The organism is Terrisporobacter othiniensis, assembly GCF_000808015.1.
Lineage (GTDB): Bacteria > Bacillota > Clostridia > Peptostreptococcales > Peptostreptococcaceae > Terrisporobacter > Terrisporobacter muris.
The window spans coordinates 1-16,533 of sequence record NZ_JWHR01000084.1; the positions used below are offsets into that span (position 1 = coordinate 1).

Genomic DNA, 16,533 nt, shown 5'->3' on the forward strand with positions numbered 1-16,533 from the left:
ATATAAAAGGATGTGTATAAATGACTGATAAAAAAAGACCTAGTACAAAGAAAATGAAGGATTATGAAAATGAAAAATTAGAAATAGCCAATGAATTAGGTACAATTCATGTTGATGATGTGCAAGTTAATGTTAAAATAGCATCTCAAAATGAGGCTAAATTTAGTAAAAAAACTAGAACAAAACAACATAACTTAAACAATCAAATGAAAACAACACCTCATGAAAAAGTATAATTTACAGGTAAAATAAAGTATAAAGATCTTACAAAATAAAAACAAATATACCATTGGTATATTTGTTTTTATTTTGATTTATTCTTAATTACTTTCCAGTAGTTTTCGAAAGCACTTTCATTTTTGTTTTTGCCATGTACATAATATTTTTTATCTTTTATTGCATCCGGCAAATACTGTTGATCAACATAATGATTTTCGAAATTATGAGGGAATTTATATTCCACCCCTCTACCTAGTTTTTTAGCCCCAGCATAATGAGCATCTTTTAAATGATTCGGAATTTCTCCTGTTTCAATATTATCTAAATCATATAGTGCCATATCTATAGCATTAATTACAGAATTTGACTTTGGACACTGTGCCAAATATATGGTTGCTTGAGCTAATGGTATACGAGCTTCTGGAAAACCTAGTTGAAGGGCCGCTGAAACACAAGCCTCTGTTATGGTTATAGCTTGAGGTACAGCCAATCCTACATCCTCACTGGCAACACATAATAATCTTCTTGTTATTGATTGAAGGTCTCCTGCTTTTATTAATCTTGCTAAATAATGAATGGCTCCATCAGCATCTGATCCTCTCAAAGATTTGTGAAAAGCTGACAATATGGAATATCCGTCATCTCCGCCCTTATCATAATTTAACATTTTTACAGAAGAACAATTTACAACATCATCTAATGTTACTTCCACACGATTATTAAATATATCTATTCCCACGTTAAAAACTAATTCTAACTTGTTTAAAGCACTTCTCATATCACCATTACAAGTATCCGCAATATACTCCAATGCCTTATTTTCTATGTTAATATCTTCATATGTATATAAACTTTTCATTTTATCTAATGCTCTATTTAAACCTTTTAATATGTCTTTTTTCACAATAGGCTTAAACTCAAATATAGTACTTCTGCTTAAAATCGCCTTATATACTACAAAATATGGATTATCTGCAGTACTAGCAATTAATGTAACTGAGCCATCTTCTATAACTTCAAGTAAAGATTGTTGCTGCTTGCGATTAAGAGCTTGAATTTCATCAAGCATTAAAAGTATGCCATTATAAGAAAATAAATCTTGTTTATTTGCATCAATCACATCTTTTATTTCTTTAACTCCGCAATTTACAGCATTAAGCTTTACATATTTTTTGTTTGTACAATTTGCAATAATGTTTGCAAGCGTTGTTTTTCCCGTGCCCGGAGGACCATATAAAATCATATTGGGTATGGTGTTATTATCTAATAATTTATTAATAATTTTACCTTTACCAATTATATGAGATTGTCCTACCATATCTTCTAACTCTTTAGGACGTAATTTATCTGCCAAAGGTTGCACATTTTTCCCTCCTTATAAGTTTTATATACTATATAATTATAACCCTTTTAGAAATTATAAGTATTTAAAATCCTTTAAAGTCTTTATATAATTTAAAAAAGGTATCTTATTTTATAAAGATACCTTTTATTACTAATAATTACTTCTTACTTTTTTAAGTTCTGGTATTAACTTATCATTAAGAATTTTTATATGAGTTCCCTTCATTCCTAAAGATCTAGACTCAATTACTCCTGCACTCTCAAATTTTCTAAGAGCATTAACAATTACTGATCTTGTTATTCCAACTCTATCAGCAATTCTGCTAGCAACAAGTAAACCTTCATTTCCTTCTAGTTCTTTAAAAATATGCTCCACTGCTTCTAATTCTGAATAAGATAATGTTCCTATCGCCATTTGAACTACTGCAGTTTTTCTCATTTCTTCTTCCATTTCTTCACTTAACCCTCTTAGAACTTCCATACCTATTACTGTAGCACTATACTCAGATATGACTAAATCATCATCTGTAAATATATCACCATATCTTGATATTACTAGTGTACCAAGTCTTTGTCCACTTCCTAGTATAGGAACAATTGTAGTGTATTTTTCTAATCTTCCTTGTTCATACGGAAATACCTCTAATACCTTCTCACCCGTTAGGTTTTCCAGTGTTTCATTAATTTTTAAAACACTATCTGTATATGCTTTAGGGAAAATTTGTAATTTAGTTTCTTCATCTTCTATAACAGAGCTATCTTGTGCATCTGTTAAATAAAGACCTATTACTTTTCCTTTTGCATTTATCACGTATATATTAGCTTCTAATACTTCCCCTAATGTTTCTGCTAATAAATCAAATGATACACTACTCCCTCCGCTTGTTTGAAGAGTTTTATTGATTTTTCTTGTCTTTTGTAATACTTCACTTGCCATTTAATCATCTCCTTAACAAAGTTTAAGGTTTCAAGAATTTAATATTCTCTAGCTTCCTAGTTATATACTTATTTTACCTATTTCATTCTAACATAAAAATATATACTTAACAATAAATTGTTTGTATTTTTCCCAATATTCAGTCATTTCTATAGTTTTATTTAATTATTCTTCAATTATTCTTCCTTCAGCCTTACATTCCTTATTAGAACATACTTCCTTTATCTCATTTTTTGTATGCTTTTCTACCATGTAAGAGCCACACTCTTTACAAAATTCTCCTGTTGGTTTATACCAACTTATGAAATCACACTCTGGATAATTTGAACATCCATAAAATGCTTTGCCTTTTTTAGATTTTCTAAGAATAATGTCTCCCTCTTCACATTTTGGACATTTTACTCCTACTTTATTAACAAGTGGCTTTGTGTTTTTGCAGTCTGGATAGTTTTTACAAGCCATGAATTTACCAAATCTACCGTATTTAATAACCATGTTTGATCCACATAATTCACAGATTTCATCAGTCTCTTCATCCATATTAATTTTTTCTATTTTTTCTTTTGCCTCTGCAATAGCTTCTTTTAAAGGTTCATATACCTCTGAAACTACACTCTTCCACTGTATATTACCTTCTTCGATTTCATCCAATTTATTTTCCATTTGAGCCGTAAAATCAACATCAATAAACTTTTGGAAGTTTATATTTAAAATATCTGTTACTATCATACCTAGCTCCGTTGGATGTAAGCTAGTCCCTTGTTTTTCCACATAACCTCTATTTAGGATAGTTGCTATTGTTGGAGCATAAGTACTAGGCCTTCCTATGCCAAGTTCTTCTAAAGTCTTAACTAAACTAGCCTCAGTAAATCTTGCTGGTGGCTGAGTAAAGTGCTGTGCCGGTATAAATTGATTTACTTCCAACTCATCATTTTCTTTTATTGGTGGTAAGATTTTATCTTCTCTTTCTGTAAAATTATAAATTTTAGTATATCCATCAAATTTCATTATTGAACCTGTTGCTCTAAATAATGCATCGCCTATTTTACAATCTATATTTAATACATCAAATAAGGAATCTTCCATTTGACTAGCTACAAATCTTCTCCAAATCAAATTGTAAAGCTTAAATTGATCTTTACTTAATGAACTTTTTACGCTTTCTGGTGTTCTAAGCACTGAAGTTGGTCTAATAGCCTCATGAGCATCTTGAACCTTTTTCTTTTCTTTGCCTTCTTTTTTGTCAGCGTTTACTTTATAGTAGTTTTCACCTAATTCTTCTAAGATATATGATTTTGCCTTTTCCTTAGCCTCTTCAGATATTCTCTTTGAATCTGTTCTTATGTATGATATAAGACCTACTGTTCCTTCTCCTTTGATATCAACACCTTCGTATAATTCTTGAGCTATTATCATTGTCTTTTTAGTTGTAAAAGATAATTTATTAGCTGCATCTTGTTGAAGCACACTAGTTGTAAATGGCTTTGGCGCAGATTTTCTTCTTGTTTTTGATTCAATTTTTTCTACTATTAGTTTTTCATTTTTTATATTTTCTAAAACTTTATTAACTTCTTCTTCATTATCTAAATTTATTTTTTCATTATTAAGTGATACAAACTTAAATAATACTATTTCTTTATCTTTAGTTATTCCTTCAATATCTAAAGTCCAATATTCTTTAGGAACAAATTCATTAATTTCTTTTTCTTTTTCACATATTATTTTTGTTGTTACTGATTGTACTCTACCTGCACTAAGACCTTTTCTTACTTTTATCCAAAGTATAGGACTTATTTGATATCCTAAAAGTCTATCTAATACTCTTCTTGCTTGCTGAGCATCTACAAGTTTTAAATCTATGTTCCTAGGACTTTTGATAGCTTTCTTGATAGCGTCTTTTGTTATCTCATTAAATTCTATTCTACATTCATCATTTTCGTCAATACCAAGTATATATGCTAAATGCCAAGAAATAGCTTCACCTTCTCTATCAGGGTCAGTTGCCAGATATACTTTCTTAGATTTTTTAGCTTCTTTTTTTAATTCTTTTATTAAATCACCTTTACCTCTGATATTAATATATCTAGGTTCAAAATTGTTCTCTATATCAACACCTAAAGTACTTTTAGGTAAATCTCTAACATGACCAACCGAAGCCTTTACAGTATAATGGCTTTTTCCCAAGAATTTTTCTATTGTTTTAGCTTTTGCAGGCGATTCCACAATTACCAATGTTTTCGCCATTTTCACACCCCCACCCTTAATTTTTTAGTTTATGCTAAACATTTTATTATTCATTTCAACAACTAAGTCTCTTAGTAATAATTCATTTATTATAGTATTTACATTTTTTATATCAATACCAGTATTATCACAAATTTCATTAATTTGCAACATCCCTTGTCTTTTTATAACCTGAATTATTTTTAATGCTTCATTACTTAAATCCTTAATATCATATTCTATACTATTTTTATTATTATTAAAACTACTATTATCATATTCATTTAAAATATCATCAATATTTTCTATTAATTTTGCACCTTCTTTAATTATTTTATGACAACCTTTGCTTAAATCCGAACAAATATCACCAGGAACTGCAAATATATTCTTGCCTTGATCTAGTCCTAGATCAGCAGTAATTAAGGCACCACTTTTTTCTCCTGCTTCTACAACTATAATACCATCACTTATACCACTAATAATTCTATTTCTGCATGGAAAATTACCACGAGTGGTTATATGTCCAACATTATATTCAGATAAAATTAATCCTCCATCTTCCAAAATTTCATTAGCTAGTTGTGTATTACTTGATGGTCTAATGTTATCTAGAGATGATGCTAAGACTGCTATAGTCTTGCCCTTTCCTTTTATACATCCTCTATGACAGCATGAATCTATGCCTAAAGCAAGCCCACTTATTATGTTAATATCTCGTTCAGATAATTCATAGCTAATACGATGTGCGCAATTTATACCGTAGATCGTAGGCTTTCTAGAGCCTACCATTGCTATATTTAAATTATTATTTATTATGGACAAATCTCCTTTATAAAATAATATTAAAGGAGGGCTATAAATATTTTTAAGTTTTTCTGGATATTCTTTATCTTCTATACAAATATACTGAATAGAGTTTTTATATAATTTTTCCTTAATATCATATAAATTGAAACGACTAATATATTTTACTAGATTTTCCTTAATATTTAAACTTATATTTTTTAAATTATATATATCTTTTTCACTAAGATTTATAATTTCTTCCACACAGCCAACTTCTTCTATTATTTTCCCAAGAGTTATAGTACTTATTCCCTTTATTGATTTTATACACAAATAAATATCCTTCTTATACATGGTTTAACTCCAATCTAGATTTAAAATATGTATAATAAGCTTTTCTAAATGAGTAAGATTCCAATATATGATTTTTCTTTATATTTTCTTCACCTTCTAAATCAGCTATTGTTCTAGCAACTTTTATTAACTTCGTATAGCTTCTATTGCTTAACTCATGCTTATTATAAATATCATCTAATATATTTTTACTTTCTTCATCTAATTCACAATATTTGTCTATCATAGTTGTACTCATCTCATTGTTAGTATTTATAAGTTCATTTTTAAATCTTAGTTTTTGTATTTCCCTTGCTTTTTCCACTCTACATCTTATTTCTTCAGAAGTTTCTTCCTGTGATTTTTCATTAAGTTTTTCGAAAGGAGTCTGTATCATTTCCACAAATATATCAAACCTATCTAAAAGTGGTCCTGATAATCTATTTCTATATCTAATAATCTCATAACTTTGGCAGCGACATTCTGTCTTTGACAAATATAAACCACAGGGGCAAGGATTCATAGCTGCAATAACTAACATATTACAAGGATACTTAACATTTTGTCTTACTCTTGCTATATTCACATATTTATCTTCCATTGGTTGTCTTAAACTTTCTAATATTCTTCTATCAAATTCTGCTACTTCATCTAAAAATAATACACCTCTATGAGATAAAGTAATTTCTCCTGGCTTTGAGTTAAAACCTCCACCTACTAATGATTGCATGGTTGTACTATGATGAGGTGATCTAAAAGGTCGCTCTGTAATTATTCCATCCTCTTCATTAATTAAGCCTGCAATACTATAAATCTTGCTTATTTCAATCATTTCTTCTTTGTCCAATTTGGGTAGTATAGTTCTCATACGTTTCGCAACCATAGTTTTTCCTGATCCAGGTGGACCCACCATGATGAGATTATGATTTCCTGCTGCACATATTTCTGCAGCTCTTTTCACAAAATAATTTCCTTTTACATCTTTAAAATCTTCAGTGTAATTAAACTCAACATTATGTACTTTTAAATCTTTATAATTTAAATCAATATTTTTATTCCCATTAATATAATTAATACATTCCTGCAAATTTTTTACAGGGATAATTTCTATTCCATCAATAAAATTACTTTCTCTTAAATTATCATACGGTATAAATATACGTTTAAAGTTTTCCTTTTTTGCTCCAATTACTAAAGGTAAAATTCCCTTTACCTTTCTCAAGTGCCCATCTAAAGATAATTCTCCAACAAAGATGCACTCATCTAAGTAATAATCATCTCTATTCAAATATTTCCTCAGTATACCTATGGAAATTGGTAAATCTAAAAATGAACCTTCTTTCTTTATATCTGCCGGTGATAAATTTACTACTATTCTTGAATTGGGGAAATCATAACCACTATTGATTATTGCTGATTTCACCCTTTCCCTAGCTTCTCTTACTTCCGTCCCTGGAAGTCCAACCACATTAAATGATGGAATTCCTCTTGTTATATCCGTCTCCACCTTTACTAAAAAGCTATCTATTCCTATTAAATTATTAGAATTTATTATACTTAACATGTTTCCCCTTTCTAAAAAGCATTCACAATATGATTTATTTTCTTTTCATTAAAATAAATTTCAATTACATCAAATCTAATGGATAAATTTTCTAAGGAGTTATCCAAAATATAATATTTTGCCACACTAGTTATCTTTCTTTTTTTCTTATAATTTACGGCCTCCGATGGATATCCATAATTTATATTGCTTCTACCTTTGACCTCAACGAAAACTAATTCACCATTCAATTTTGCTATTAAATCTACTTCACCCATTTTTGTTCTATAGTTTCGTTCTATTATTTTTCCACCTTTAGAAATAATGTATTTTAATGCCATTTCCTCGCCTAATTTACCTTTTTCAATATTATTCATATTTTCACCTTATTATTTTTATTATGTGATTATTGTCAAGGTAATTGCCATATATACAATTTTTTTTATAATTGATAAATTATTACAATATATATATGATTACTAGTAAGGGGTTTGTGGAAATTAGTTATTAAAGGGGGATAACTTATGTCTAAAAAAAGATCTAGGAGAAAAAATAAGAATAAGAATAAATCATTTAAAATTATTATAGTTGTTACTTGTATTATTGGAGTTTTTTTCATCCATAGCAAAATAAACAATAATACAAACGAAGACAAAAAAGAGAATGCTATTACTTCTGTATTTAATGAAGATGCCGAGACTTACGAGGCTTCCATATTAGCTGCTGGAGATATTATGGTTCATACTCCTCAATTACAGGCTCAGTATGATTCTTCTACTAAAACTTATGATTTTGAAAATAATTTTAAATATGTAAAAAAGTATGTTGAAAAAGCCGATTATAGCTTGGCTAATTTAGAGACAACGCTAGCTGGCAATGAAGTATATCCATACAGTTCTTATCCTATGTTTAATTCACCTGATGAATTGGCTGATGCATTAAAAGATACTGGTTTTGATTTATTATCGACAATAAACAATCATAGTTTTGATAAAAGTGATTTAGGTGTTAATAGAACATTATATACTTTAAAAGAAAAGGGCTTTGATACAGTTGGTACAAGAGAAAATACTGCTGATGATGAATACATAATAAAAGATATAAATAATATTAAAGTGGGTATCACATCTTATTCTTATGGAGATGTAAAGGATGATAATAAATATTTAAATGGAATTAAAATATCAGAAGAATGCGAAGGTAAAATGAATGTTTTTGATTCTTTAAATGTGGATAAAGCTTTTAAAACTATTACCTCTACTACAAATAAAATGAAGGATACAGATATGCAGGTTGTTATTTTACACTGGGGTATAGAATACGCGAGAAATGAAACAAATTTCCAAAAACAATTAGCTCAAAAGCTTTGTGATGCTGGTATTGATATTATAATAGGTTCTCATCCTCATGTGGTGGAACCTGTTGAAACAATAACTTCCTCAAATGATAAAAATGAAACTCTTGTAATCTATTCCTTAGGAAATTATATATCTAATCAAAGAAGAGAGACTGTTGGGGCATATAGTGAAGATGGGTTAATGGTTAATATTGACATAAGTAAAAAAAGTAATGAAGAGGAAGCAAAAATTGAAAAAGTTACTTGTATACCTACTTGGGTAAATAAGTATAGTAACGGATATAAAAATATTTACGAAATTATTCCTATAGACGATGAAGATTATTTGAATTCCATTGCTTCTTTAAATAAATATAACATGAAACAATCATATAATAATACGGCATCTTTGATAGATACTTCTAATATAATTACTGTTGTTGATAGTCCTTTTAAATAAATTATAAACTTATTTAAATATAATAAATCCCAGCCTTATTTTCGAGGCCAGGATTTTTATTTTTATTATTTACTATTTAATTCAAATCTACCATTTGGTATTATGTCCACATTTATCAATATTTTAATATTACCTTTTCCCAAGTTAATCTCCTCTTGAACACTAACATTTAAAAGCAAAAATTTACTTCTCTTAATAAACTGAGTAGGTTCTCCATAAATTCAGAAGCCAATTATAATGTCCTAGTATATAAAAAAAGAAACTATTAATAGTTTCTCCTTTTATTATATATATTATTGTATTTGATTTAAACTTAGTTATTTCCAAAAAATCTATTAATTATACAAAATAAAACTTTTAATTGAAAATATACTAATTTATGGATAATATAAAGTTATATGATTATTTTATATTTTAAGAAGGGGGGCATAAAATGTACAATCATAACAATATCAATACTAAGAAATTTCTTATTTGTTTCAGCTTAAGTATACTTATTATGGGAGTATTCTCTTTTAGTAGTGTTAATAAGACTTCCATATTTTCTAAAAATAAATCAGAAGAAGCATCTGTATTTACGCCTACAAAAAAAAATGTCAATAAAGCTTCTTTATTAGCCGTGGGAGATACTATGGTATACAACGCTCAGCTAACTGGGCAATATGATGTATCTACAGCAAAATATAATTTCAACAATAACTTTGAGTATGTGAAAAAATATGTTGAAGATGCTGATTATTCCATGGTTAACTTGGAAACAACATTAACAGGTAACAAAGTTTATAGATATAGCTCTTATCCAAAATTCAATTCACCAGATGAACTTGCTGATGGATTAAAATATGCTGGTTTTGATTTAATATCTACAGCAAATAACCACGCTTATGACAAGGGTGATTTAAGTATAAAAAATACTCTTGCAACCTTAAAAGATAAAAAACTTGATGTGATTGGAACTAGAGAAAATAACGGAGATAGATATATAGTAAAAAATGTTAATAATATAAAAATAGGTATTACTTCTTATTCTTATGGAAGAATTATTAACGATAACAAATACTTAAATGATGTGAAAATCTCCAATGAATACAAAAACAGTGTTAATATCTTTGACTCTACAAGTATAGATAAGGCATTTAATAATATAAACTATACTCTTAAAAAGATGAAGGATACTGATTTACAAGTAGTTTATCTACACTGGGGAGACAAATATTCTCTTAAAGAGAATTCCTTCCAACAAAAGTTAGCTCAAAAGCTTTGTGATGCTGGTGTGGATGTTATAATAGGTTCTCACCCTCACGTGGTACAACCTGTTACATCTATAAAATCTGCAGATGGTAAACATGAAACTGTAGTTGCTTATTCTCTTGGAAACTTCTTATCTAATCAAACTAGAGATCAATTTAATCAATATACAGAAGATGGTTTGATGATAAATATAGACATTAGTAAAAATAACACTGATGAAGAAGCTAAAGTTGAAAAAGTCACTTGTATACCTACTTGGTTAAATAAATATTACAATAGCAAAACTGCTAAGTATGTTTATGAAATAATACCTCTTGCTAACAAATCAGATTTAGATAAAATAAACAACTTGTCAGAAAGTAAAATAGAAAAATCCTATAAAAATACTGCTGAACAAGTTAAAACATCAGATTTAATAAGTATAGTTGAAAATCCATTTGATTAAACTATTATAAACAATATAACTTATAATCACGAATATATAAAAATGCTCTTTCACCCTACTATAATAGTTATGTGAAAGAGCATTTTTTAATTTCAGTTAAATAATCTATATACTTTCTTGTCTAATATTTTCAATTATATTTTCTTTATTTATCTTCTTCATAGGAATATATGCTGAAATAAACGTGATTACAAATATACCTATGGCAGATATAGCAATAGCACTCCAAGGAAGTACTAATCCCATTTGGATAACATCTCCTAATATGACATTCATAAGAGCTACCAATCCAATTCCTAGAGGAATACCATAAATTAAAGCTAAAGCTCCATATAGCAAACTTTCCAGATATATCATCTTATTAAATCCACCAGGAGTAACTCCTATGGATTTGATTATTGCCAATTCTCTTTTTCTTAAGTTTATATTTGTACTAATTGTATTTACTATGTTAGTTATACTTACTAAAGAAATTACAGTAACAAATCCATAAACAAATATTTGCATTACCATAAGTGTATCTTGCATTGACTTTACGTTTTCCATTATATCTGATACATTATAAGCATATTGATTTGCAATATCTTTTACTGTATTTCTTATATTTTCGTCTCCATTTGTAGAAATATAAACCTCGTTAGCATTTGCTTCAAGTCCAAACTTTTTGCCTACTTCATCATAAGTTATAAAATCAAGCCCCATATAATTATATCCAGAGTTTCCTGTTGATATATCATCAGTTATAGCCATGATTTTAAGGTCAATTTCTTTTCTTATTTCTTTTTCTCCATCATAATCTGATATATAAGCTTTGACTGTATCTCCAACTTTGTAATTTGTTAATTCAAATTCATATTTTTTACCCGGTTCTTCGTAATAACTTTTTCTTACAAAGATTACTCCATTTTCTTTTATAGCTTCTTTTTTCTCAAAACTACCTTCTTTAAGATTTATTTTATTTATTTCAAAGTCTCCAGGCAGTTTTATTAAACAATTTAATATATCATATACAGTTTTATTATCTATTTTTTCTTTTGAAAAGTAAGCAGTATCATTAATTAAATCTTCATTGTTTTTATTTATTTTATTTTCTGGTAAATAAACTCCCATTGAATAGTCATTTATTTCAGCGACTCTATTAATTCCAGGAATATTTTTTAACTCCTCCAATGGCTTATCATCCATAGCAGTACTTGAAGATAATCTCAAATCATAGTTTACTTCTCCAAACTGTACTTTATTAGCATTTATAAATAAAGTCATAAATCCACTGAAAGAAATAAATATAACAACACTTATAATAAGAGAGAATAAAGTTATTCTAAATTTCTTTTTATTTCTTCTTAAATTTTTATAAGCAAGTACACCTTCTGCCTTAAATAGAGCTCTTACTATTTTTGAATCTTTTACTTTTCCTATTTTTAAGTTAGAACTGTTTTTTATTGATTCCAGTGGCGATATTTTAGATGCTTGTCTTGCTGGAAGTATGGCTGATATTAATATGGTTATTATTACGATTATTGCACTTAATATAATCACTGCTGGACTATATACTACCCTTAGTCCCAATTCTCCTATCAGAGAACTTCCATAAAGACTTCCTATTATTTTAAAAACAATATCTATAGCAACTGTTCCAGCAAGTAATCCTAAGGGTATACCTATAATACTTACTAAAAAAGCTTCCATTAATACCAGCTTCGTAGTTTGGCTTTTTGTGGCTCCTATGGAATTTAGTATACCAAATTGTCTTTTACGCTCACTAATAGATATAGAAAAAGCATTGTATACTGTTGCTATGGTACAAATTATTACTAGAGAAGTAACAAGTATTATGATTTTATCAATACCTCCATTGATATTGTCATAAGCACTAGCACTTTGTAATCTTAATAAATGTTCATTGAACTGTAAATTTTCATAATATGTTCCATTTTCATTATTATAATAAGAAGAATCCGATTCTCCATTCTCTATACCCTCTACTTTTAAACCTAAATTTTTAGCAATAACTCCTGCTATATTATAAATTTCTTTTGGATTATTAGCAGTAATAGATACATTTACGTCATCCTTACTTCCCATCTTATTTATATCTAAATAAGATATGGCTGTTGTAATTTGTCTTCCATCTTCAAAACCAGGTTTACTTATTATACCTACTATTTTATACTCTTCTTTATGAGTATCTATAAGTTTCTCATCCTCATCCATCCAAGAACCTGTTAAAGTATCTCCGTCTTTAGTTACTCTTTTTCCAACACTAATAGTGATTATATCCCCTATTTTTTTCTCTTTTAATAAATTTGAATCTTCACTGACTACTATTTCCTTATTATTAGTTGGAAGCTTTCCTTCTTTTAAAGATATTTGGTATCCATCAAAAGATTCTTTGTCGTAAGACTTTATCTGCAATAAAAACTTTTCATCATTATATCTTCCAAATCCTAAATTATCACTATATCCATATTTAGATATTCCTGCACTTTTAGTTATCTTGCCAATATCTTTATTTTGTACATCATAAAATGTGGCATGAAAATCACCATTTCTTTGTACAGTTTCTCTAACCTGATAATCCATAAAACTATTATAAATATTTCCTATACCACAAATTAATGCAGTAGAAAGTATGATTCCTATAATTGTAACTATTGTTCTTTTTTTATTTTCCTTTAAGTATCTAAGTGTAAGAGCTGTATATAAATTCATTTATATCACCTCATCACTTTTTATAGTTCCATCTTCTATAGTTATAACTCTATCTGCTTGAAGTGCTATGTTAGGGTCATGAGTTATAATTATTAAAGTTTGTTTATATTTTTTCACTGATAATTTTAATAATTCTATTACTTCTTTTGAGTTTTTACTATCTAAGTTACCTGTAGGCTCATCTGCCAGCACTATGGCAGGTCTATTAACTAAAGCTCTACCTATTGAAGTTCTTTGTTGTTGTCCTCCACTAAGTTCATTTGGAAGATGATTTTCCCTTTCCTTTAATCCTAAAGTTTTTAATAAATCATCTAAGTACTCTTTGTCTATTTTTCTATTATCAAGCTCAGCAGGAAGCAGTATGTTTTCCTTAACAGAAAGCACTGGTATTAAGTTGTAAAACTGATATATAAGTCCTACATTTCTTCTTCTAAATATGGATAAGTCCTTTTCTTTTAAATTATATATATTCACATCATTTATATAAACGCTACCTTCACTTGGTTTGTCTACCCCTCCTATTAAATGTAGCAGTGTGCTTTTACCACTTCCACTAGGTCCTACTATGGCAACAAATTCTCCTTTATTTATAGATAAATCTATATTTTTTAAAGCATCTACTTTTGCTTCATTTTTACCATAAGTCTTGCTTAAATTTTTAATTTTTAAAATTTCCATATTACCCTCCATAATTTTTCACTAACCATTATAATTTTTAATTTATATCTTTATACTAAACTTTCACTCTTACACTGAGGTGAATGCAAAATTACAAATTAGTCACTATAAGTTTTATGGAAAATTATATGGAACTCAGTACCCTTGTTTTTTTCACTTTCTACGTATATATCTCCATTTTGACTTTCTATAATAGATTTTGCCATGGCTAGACCTATACCGACACTATCTTCTTTTGAGGTTTTTCCTTTATAGAATCGTTTAAAAATATGAGGTAAGTCTTTTTTATCTATACCTTCTCCGCTATCTTTTATTACAACTTCACAATATAGAGGATTCTGATCATAATTAATATCTATTTTTCCACCATTTGGAGTATGTTCTATACAATTTTTTATTATATTTACGAATGCTTCACTTGACCAATTTATATCACCAATATAACTTGTATTTTCGTCTCCATTAATACTCAGTTTAATATCTTTAATTTCCATAGGTATTAAACTAGGTGCTACAGACCTTTTGATCAATTCATGAATTTTAACTTCTTTTTTATCAAAATCAATAACCTTAGCTTCCACCTTAGAAAGCTTTAGCATACTTTTTACAAGCCACTCCATACGATTTAATTGAGATTTTATCTTATCTAAAAATTCTATTTTTGTTTCTTTCGGTAAATCTTCATACATCAAATCATTTAATATTACTAAAGATGTCATAGGCGTTTTTAGCTGATGAGATATATCTGAAATTGTGTTATTTAAAAATATTTTTTCATTATTTAAAAGCTCTACTTTTTCTTTTAATATATTAGTCATCTTAATTAATTCAGTTTTTAAAAGACCTATTTGACCTTCTTGATTTCTATTCTTCATCTCAAAATTTCGACCTTCAGAACTATTGTAAACATAGTCTGTCATATCTTTTATATCATCATAAATCTTTTTAAAATAACTAAGTGCGAGGAAAATAAATAGTATCAAAATAACACATATAAATATCCAATTAATATTAAAAATATATTTTGCACTTTCATTTATTATTGGCTCATTTTTTAAAGTTATATTGCTATTATAATTATATTTACTTAATATTTCTTTACCCAAATCTATATTTTCCTTGGAATTTCCCTGAGTAATTACATCCATAACTTTTTCTTCCAATTCGGGTCTATCACTTAAGATATTACCTATAATTGCTTGATTATTTTCTACTACTTTTTCTTTAATAATATTTAAAGTCAGTATTGTTATTCCTCCACATATGATAATAGTAATAAAAAATAAGGCAAAAAAACGCCTTATAAAACTTTTCATCTCCACATTATATCTAAACATTAACTTCACTTCCATTCCACTTGTATCCCATACCTCTAACTGTAATTATAAATTTTGGATTACTTGAATCATCTTCAATTTTTTCTCTAAGACGCTTTATATAAACTGTTAATGTATTGTCATTAATAAAATCATAAGTTACATCCCATAATTTTTCTAGAATTTGGTTTCTACTTAAAACTATATTTTCATTTTGAATTAGAATTAATAGTAGCTTGTATTCAGCAGATGTTAGAAATACTTCTTCACTACCTTTATACACCCTAGCCTCTAATGTGTGTATACTTAAATTTCCATATTTTAGAATTTTCTTCCCCTTATCTTCTCCCTTATTTCTTCTAACTACAGCCTTTATTCTAGATATAAGCTCTCTAACTCTAAAAGGCTTTGTCATATAATCATCTCCACCAATATCAAGTCCCATTACTATATTTACCTCATCATCACATGCAGTCAAAAATATTATAGGTATATCTTTTATTTCTCTTATTTCTTTACAAAAATCATAGCCGTTACCATCTGGAAGCATTACGTCTAGAAGAATTATGTCATAGTTTTTTTCATTTATATTACTTCTAGCACTCTCCAAATCTTTGCTTATATCTATTTTAAATCCTTCTTGTTCTAGAGCATACTTTACCCCAAAAGCTATCGTAGAGTCATCTTCTACCATAAGAATATTTATCATGATTACCTCCAAATTTTCCATTATTTATAATTATTATACAATAAGTTAAAAAATATAATAAGACCACTAATGTGACATTCTAGTCATAATAAAAACACTTTGATAAAAAAAGTGAAGTGAACCCTTTACACGGGAATAAATAAAACAACCTCTTTTGAAACATACTATATGTATGATTTTAAAGGAGGTTATTTTATTATGAGTACAAGAGTACACTACTCACCAGAAATAAAATGGA

The 16,533-nt window shown here is 28.0% G+C and carries 13 protein-coding genes; 3 read left to right on the forward strand and 10 right to left on the reverse strand.

The window, feature by feature from the left end:
- The first annotated feature begins 20 nt into the window (after nucleotides 1–20).
- Nucleotides 21–236 carry a hypothetical protein gene (locus tag QX51_RS09220; protein ID WP_039679623.1) on the forward strand — a complete coding sequence of 72 codons (216 nt, stop codon included), beginning with the start codon at nucleotides 21–23 and terminating at the stop codon, nucleotides 234–236.
- Between the two features lie 68 nt (nucleotides 237–304).
- Here QX51_RS09220 and QX51_RS09225 read toward each other — a convergent pair whose 3' ends face one another.
- The 6 genes from QX51_RS09225 to QX51_RS09250 form a co-directional block, all read right to left on the reverse strand.
- Complete coding sequence (locus QX51_RS09225; protein ID WP_039679624.1) at nucleotides 305–1,582, reverse strand: replication-associated recombination protein A; 1,278 nt, start codon at nucleotides 1,580–1,582, stop codon at nucleotides 305–307.
- 132 nt (nucleotides 1,583–1,714) lie between these two features.
- Nucleotides 1,715–2,500, reverse strand: a complete 786-nt coding sequence (gene codY / locus QX51_RS09230) for a GTP-sensing pleiotropic transcriptional regulator CodY (protein WP_039679625.1) — start codon at nucleotides 2,498–2,500, stop codon at nucleotides 1,715–1,717.
- Between the two features lie 165 nt (nucleotides 2,501–2,665).
- Entirely contained in the window at nucleotides 2,666–4,744 is a 2,079-nt protein-coding gene (gene topA / locus QX51_RS09235) for a type I DNA topoisomerase (protein ID WP_039679626.1), read from the reverse strand.
- A gap of 24 nt (nucleotides 4,745–4,768) precedes the next feature.
- Nucleotides 4,769–5,866, reverse strand: coding sequence for a DNA-processing protein DprA (dprA, locus tag QX51_RS09240; protein ID WP_039679627.1), 1,098 nt, complete (start codon nucleotides 5,864–5,866; stop codon nucleotides 4,769–4,771).
- Nucleotides 5,859–7,409 (reverse strand): YifB family Mg chelatase-like AAA ATPase, encoded by a 1,551-nt coding sequence (locus QX51_RS09245; protein ID WP_039679628.1) that lies wholly within the window; start codon nucleotides 7,407–7,409, stop codon nucleotides 5,859–5,861. The genes dprA and QX51_RS09245 overlap by 8 nt, the downstream gene beginning before the upstream one ends.
- Nucleotides 7,410–7,420: 11 nt before the next feature.
- On the reverse strand, nucleotides 7,421–7,765 hold the full coding sequence (locus QX51_RS09250) for a YraN family protein (protein ID WP_039679629.1): 345 nt from the start codon (nucleotides 7,763–7,765) through the stop codon (nucleotides 7,421–7,423).
- 147 nt (nucleotides 7,766–7,912) lie between these two features.
- Here QX51_RS09250 and QX51_RS09255 point away from each other — a divergent pair, with 147 nt between their 5' ends.
- Both QX51_RS09255 and QX51_RS09260 read left to right on the forward strand, forming a co-directional pair.
- Nucleotides 7,913–9,184 (forward strand): CapA family protein, encoded by a 1,272-nt coding sequence (locus QX51_RS09255; protein WP_039679630.1) that lies wholly within the window; start codon nucleotides 7,913–7,915, stop codon nucleotides 9,182–9,184.
- Between the two features lie 433 nt (nucleotides 9,185–9,617).
- Entirely contained in the window at nucleotides 9,618–10,880 is a 1,263-nt protein-coding gene (locus tag QX51_RS09260) for a CapA family protein (RefSeq protein WP_039679631.1), read from the forward strand.
- Nucleotides 10,881–10,985: 105 nt separating this feature from the next.
- Here QX51_RS09260 and QX51_RS09265 read toward each other — a convergent pair whose 3' ends face one another.
- The 4 genes from QX51_RS09265 to QX51_RS09280 form a co-directional block, all read right to left on the reverse strand.
- Complete coding sequence (locus tag QX51_RS09265) at nucleotides 10,986–13,592, reverse strand: ABC transporter permease (protein ID WP_039679632.1); 2,607 nt, start codon at nucleotides 13,590–13,592, stop codon at nucleotides 10,986–10,988.
- A complete protein-coding gene (locus tag QX51_RS09270) occupies nucleotides 13,593–14,270 on the reverse strand; it encodes an ABC transporter ATP-binding protein (RefSeq protein ID WP_039679633.1) in 678 nt (225 codons plus the stop codon). It abuts the gene before it with no gap.
- A 98-nt stretch (nucleotides 14,271–14,368) separates the two neighbouring features.
- The gene (locus QX51_RS09275) at nucleotides 14,369–15,586 is read right to left on the reverse strand and encodes a sensor histidine kinase (RefSeq protein WP_242842717.1); all 1,218 of its coding nucleotides are present in this window, start codon (nucleotides 15,584–15,586) and stop codon (nucleotides 14,369–14,371) included.
- Between the two features lie 13 nt (nucleotides 15,587–15,599).
- Entirely contained in the window at nucleotides 15,600–16,295 is a 696-nt protein-coding gene (locus tag QX51_RS09280; RefSeq protein ID WP_039679635.1) for a response regulator transcription factor, read from the reverse strand.
- Nucleotides 16,296–16,533: the final 238 nt, after the last annotated feature.